At 64.0% G+C, this 4,266-nt stretch carries 5 protein-coding genes; 1 reads left to right on the top strand and 4 read right to left on the bottom strand.

What is annotated here, in order from left to right:
* Positions 1 to 12: 12 nt before the first annotated feature.
* Together ACLP25_RS24665 and ACLP25_RS24660 are read right to left on the bottom strand one after the other, a co-directional pair.
* Entirely contained in the window at positions 13 to 717 is a 705-nt protein-coding gene (locus ACLP25_RS24665; RefSeq protein WP_442471761.1) for a pirin family protein, read from the bottom strand.
* Between the two features lie 53 nt (positions 718 to 770).
* Positions 771 to 1,241: a DoxX family protein gene (locus ACLP25_RS24660; RefSeq protein ID WP_442471760.1), complete on the bottom strand. Its 471-nt coding sequence runs from the start codon at positions 1,239 to 1,241 to the stop codon at positions 771 to 773.
* A 116-nt stretch (positions 1,242 to 1,357) separates the two neighbouring features.
* On the opposite strand from ACLP25_RS24660, the gene ACLP25_RS24655 reads away from it, so the two are divergent.
* Complete coding sequence (locus tag ACLP25_RS24655) at positions 1,358 to 2,269, top strand: LysR substrate-binding domain-containing protein (RefSeq protein ID WP_442471759.1); 912 nt, start codon at positions 1,358 to 1,360, stop codon at positions 2,267 to 2,269.
* A gap of 86 nt (positions 2,270 to 2,355) precedes the next feature.
* Here ACLP25_RS24655 and ACLP25_RS24650 read toward each other — a convergent pair whose 3' ends face one another.
* Both ACLP25_RS24650 and ACLP25_RS24645 read right to left on the bottom strand, forming a co-directional pair.
* Positions 2,356 to 2,622: a hypothetical protein gene (locus tag ACLP25_RS24650; RefSeq protein WP_442471758.1), complete on the bottom strand. Its 267-nt coding sequence runs from the start codon at positions 2,620 to 2,622 to the stop codon at positions 2,356 to 2,358.
* Positions 2,623 to 3,094: 472 nt separating this feature from the next.
* On the bottom strand, positions 3,095 to 4,266 hold a 1,172-nt coding region (locus tag ACLP25_RS24645), incomplete at its 5' end, for a 3-hydroxyacyl-CoA dehydrogenase NAD-binding domain-containing protein (protein WP_442471757.1).

Below are 4,266 nucleotides of genomic sequence, written 5' to 3'. Positions count from 1 at the left end.
GTATCGTTGTCGTCAGACCTTCATGTCGAAGACGAGCGCCTCGGCGTGGCTCGGACTCGCGAGTTCGAGCCGGTCCACCGCAACCGCGGCCACGCCGTCTCCCGTCCGAAGGGCTTCCCCGTTGACCGTCAGTTCGCCTTTCACGATCTGGATCCAGACCGCACGTCCGGGACGAGCAGCGTGCAAGACCTTTTCGTCCTTGCCGAGAAGCATCGCGTAAAGGTCGACGTCCTGCTGGATTTTCACGGACCCCTCGCGGGCGTCGCGCGAGCCGATCAGGCGCAGCCGCCCCTGTCGCTCGGCCTCCGGGAACGTCTTCTGCTCGTAGCCCGGCTCGAGCCCCGTCTGCTCGGGAATGATCCATATCTGGAGGAAGCGCACCGCCTTCGTCTTGCTCGCATTGTACTCGCTGTGCCGGACGCCGGTTCCCGCCGTCATCCGCTGGAGGTCGCCGGGGCGGATCACCGAGGTCTCGCCGAGGCTGTCCCGATGCTCCAGGGCGCCGTCGACGACATAGGAGACAATCTCCATGTTGCGATGCCCGTGCTCGGCGAACCCGGCTCCCGGCTGGACGACGTCGTCGTTGATCACCCGCAGCGGACCGAACCCCATGTGCTGGGGATCGTAGTACTCCGCGAACGAGAACGTGTGGCGGCTATCGAGCCAGCCGTGATCGGCGTGTCCGCGAGACAGCGCGGGACGGATGGTGAGAGGCATTTCGATATCCAATGGAGATGAAGGCGAGCGCGGCAGCGCCCGCCTTCGAGGCTTCAGATTTCGCGGCCGATGACTGCGTCGAGGGAATAGCGGCCCCCACCGCGGACGACGAAGTAGAGGGCGACCACACCCCAGAGCAGCGGGTATTCGAACCCGCCGGTCATCCAGAAGAAGCCGACCGGCAGATGGACGAAGACGACTGCGACGGCCATCACGCCGAACACCAGGGCGGCGACGAAGCGCGTGGCGAGGCCGGCGGCGAGTGCGATGCCGCCGAAGAACTCGATCAGCCCGGCGACAAGGGCGAGCGAGGCGGGCAGCCCGAGCTTGGTCGCGAAGAACTGGCCCGTCGCATCGACGCCGTAGCCGCCGAACATGCCGAACAGCTTTTGTGCGCCGTGCGGCACAAGCAGGAGGCCAGCGGTGACGCGAAGCATGGGATCGGCGAGGGGCGAAAGCGCCTCCGTGATCGAGGCGAAGGCGGGAACGATCGGCTTGGCGGGCGACTCGACGGCAAGAGACATGATGGGATCCTCGGGTTGGCTGCACGGGATGGCCCCGTTGACAGCTCATATGCCCTGCCGCTATCCGAAGAACAATCGACCATTCTCTTACAAGACTGTTCTCGATTGGCGAACAAATGGACCAACTCGCTGCGCTCAGGGCGTTCGTGGCCGTCGCCGAGGCCCAGTCGTTTTCCAACGCCGCACGCGCGCTCCGGATCGCAAAATCGGCGGTCAGCCGACAGGTTTCCGACCTCGAAACCGATCTCGGAGCGCGCCTCCTTCACAGGACCACGCGCTCGCTCAGCCTGACCGAGGCCGGGCGCGCCTATTTCGAGCGCGCGACGCGCATCCTGGCCGACCTCGACGACGCCAATCGGGCCGTCGGCGAGCTTCAGGCGGCGCCGCGGGGACGGCTGCGGATCAGCGCGCCGATGAGCTTCGGCTTCCTGCACCTGATGCCGGCGCTCAGCGACTTCATGGCGCGCTACCCCGACGTCGTCGTCGATCTGGCGATGAACGACCGCTTCGTCGATCTCGTCAACGAAGGTTTCGACGTCGCGATCCGGATCGCGAGCCTGCCGGACTCGAGCCTGATCGCCCGGCGGCTGGCGCCGGCGCGCCGGGTCATCTGCGCGAGCCCGAGCTATCTCTCGGCTCACGGCGCGCCGAGGTCTCCGAACGACCTGAAGACGCACGTCTGCCTCTTCAACAGCAACCTTCCTTCTGCGCGCGAATGGCGCTTCGTGTCGCCCGACGGTGCGCCTCTGCCGGTCACGGTCAACGGACGGCTGAGCGTCAACAACGGCGACGCGCTCCGTGTCGCCGCGCTCCGTGGGCAGGGGCTCGCGAATCTTCCTACGTTCATCGTCGGCGCGGACCTTCAGTCCGGGGCTCTCGCGACGGTCCTGGACAGCTTCGTGGCTCAAGACCTGTCGATCAGCGCCGTCTATCCCCACTCCCGCCATCTCTCGCCGACGGTGAGGGCGTTGATCGATTTTCTCGTCGAACGCTTTGGTCCGGAACCCTACTGGGATCTGGTCTGCTGAGGGTCGCTATTCTCTCGATTTGCCAAACTCGGCGACTTTTACCCGTGGCGGAAACACCGTCTCCGTTCACCGCATCGAGGCCGCAGTCAGCGACGGAAAGGAATTACCTTGCCGCTGTCGAGAAAGGTCCGAATCCCTTCATCAGCAACGGTCCGCTCGAACTCGGCGTAGGCTTCGTCGTCGCTCGCAAACAGGTCGTCCCAGACGATGGACGTGTTCTTGTCATTAACCACTTCGAGCGACCGCTCTGTTTCGCCCTCCAGCCGGATAATCGACACCTCCACAGTGACCCCGTCCTTCGTCACGGTCCGAGAAAGCCCCGATTCAACGATTTTGGGATCCCGTTCAATCATTGTCGCCTCCGCGTTTCGGGGCAGTTCTATTCGAGGGAGCCGACGCGTTCTAGGTTCTTGTCCGGCAGCGAAGTTTCGCGCCTATGTTGGTGGCCCCGCAAAATGCGCCTGCAGAAGCCGACCCAGGCGACAATCGATCAAGTGCGGACGACGCGCGAGGGAAACGACGCGATCATTGATTATACCGACGTCGGCTTTATCCGGCGTGGGGTCAGAACGCCGATCGGGGCGCCGCAAGGCTGTAAACGGATTGTGAATACCGGAGTCAATGCCCGGAGCCGCCCGACTTTGCGCGGAGGCTGGCGACGGACAAATTCTCATCGATGGCGGAGCGTGAGCGGCGATCGAGGGCGTCGCGACCCTCGCGCCTGTTGGAGACCTCAGGGGCTGCATCTGTCCGTGCCGGCTCATTGTCCTCTACAAGCTGGTCGGGGCCCCGATTCGGGCAAGGGCTCGATCCCTTCCGGTCTTCTCAGACCCGCTCAACGAGACGGCCGCCGCTCGAAGCGCGCGAAGCAAGGAGCGCTGCAGGCTTGAACGCGTCGCCGAAAGTTGCGTGGAACTGCTCGAGCTTGGAGACAACGCGCGGCAACCCGAGTTCGTCCGCGTAGTACATAGGGCCGCCGCGCCAGGCCGGCCAACCGTAGCCATTGAGCCAGATTGCATCGATGTCGGATGCACGAATTACGACCTTCTCCTCCAGGATTTTCGCGCCTTCGTTGATCATTGGATAAAGACATCGTTCGAGGATTTCTTGATCCGCGATGCGTCGGCGGACGATCCCGCGCGAAGCCGAGAAATCCTCGACGATCCGCTCGACGATCGCCGACGGCGAGGCCTTCCGCGATTCATCGTAGTCGTGGTATCCGGCGAGCGTCTTTTGTCCTTTGCGGCCCCGTTCGCAAAGGATTTCCTTGATTGTCGAACTCGAACTTTGCGCCGCCAGCCACCCGATATCGACGCCGGCGAGATCGCTCATGGCGAAAGGCCCCATCGGAAAACCGAATTCGTTCAAGACCCGATCAACGTCCCACGGCATGGCGCCCTCGCTGAGAAGATTGGCCGCTTCGCGCTGGCGCGCCTGCAGGATCCGGTTGCCGACGAAGCCATGGCAGACCCCGACGACGGCTCCGATCTTGCCAAGTCGTTTGGCGAGGCCAAGCGCAGTGGCGACGACGCCCTTGCCTGTCTCGGCGCCACGCACGATCTCGAGCAGGCGCATGACGTTGGCCGGTGAGAAGAAATGGAGGCCGACAACGTCTTGCGGCCGGGACGTTTCCGCCGCGATTGCATCGACGTCGAGATAGGAGGTGTTGGTTGCGAGGATCGCGCCCGGTTTTGTGTGGGCGTCGAGATCCCGAAACAGGCGCCGCTTCAACTCCATGTCCTCGAACACCGCCTCGATGACGAGATCCGACTCCGCCACAGCGGACAGTTCGACAGCCCCGGTCTGCTTCGCGAGGCGGCTGTCGGCCTCGCGCCGACTCAACCTGCCCTTCCTGACGGTGGACTCGTAATTCCGGCGAATGTTTTCGACGCCACGTTCGAGGGCTTGCGCGCTCGTCTCGACAAGAGTGACGGGCAATCCGGCGTTGAGAAAGCTCATGGCGATGCCGCGGCCCATCGTGCCGGCGCCGATGACGC

The organism is Roseiarcus sp. (genome assembly GCF_052145395.1).
GTDB lineage: Bacteria > Pseudomonadota > Alphaproteobacteria > Rhizobiales > Beijerinckiaceae > Roseiarcus.
This window is presented reverse-complemented; position numbering and strand designations above follow the sequence as displayed.

Excerpts from the sequence above, each read along its gene's own strand:
- ACLP25_RS24655 (WP_442471759.1), top strand. The coding sequence starts at position 1,358 with ATGGACCAACTCGCTGCGCTCAGGGCGTTCGTGGCCGTCGCCGAGGCC.
- ACLP25_RS24660 (WP_442471760.1), bottom strand. The coding sequence starts at position 1,241 with ATGTCTCTTGCCGTCGAGTCGCCCGCCAAGCCGATCGTTCCCGCCTTC.
- ACLP25_RS24650 (WP_442471758.1), bottom strand. The coding sequence starts at position 2,622 with ATGATTGAACGGGATCCCAAAATCGTTGAATCGGGGCTTTCTCGGACC.
- ACLP25_RS24665 (WP_442471761.1), bottom strand. The coding sequence starts at position 717 with ATGCCTCTCACCATCCGTCCCGCGCTGTCTCGCGGACACGCCGATCAC.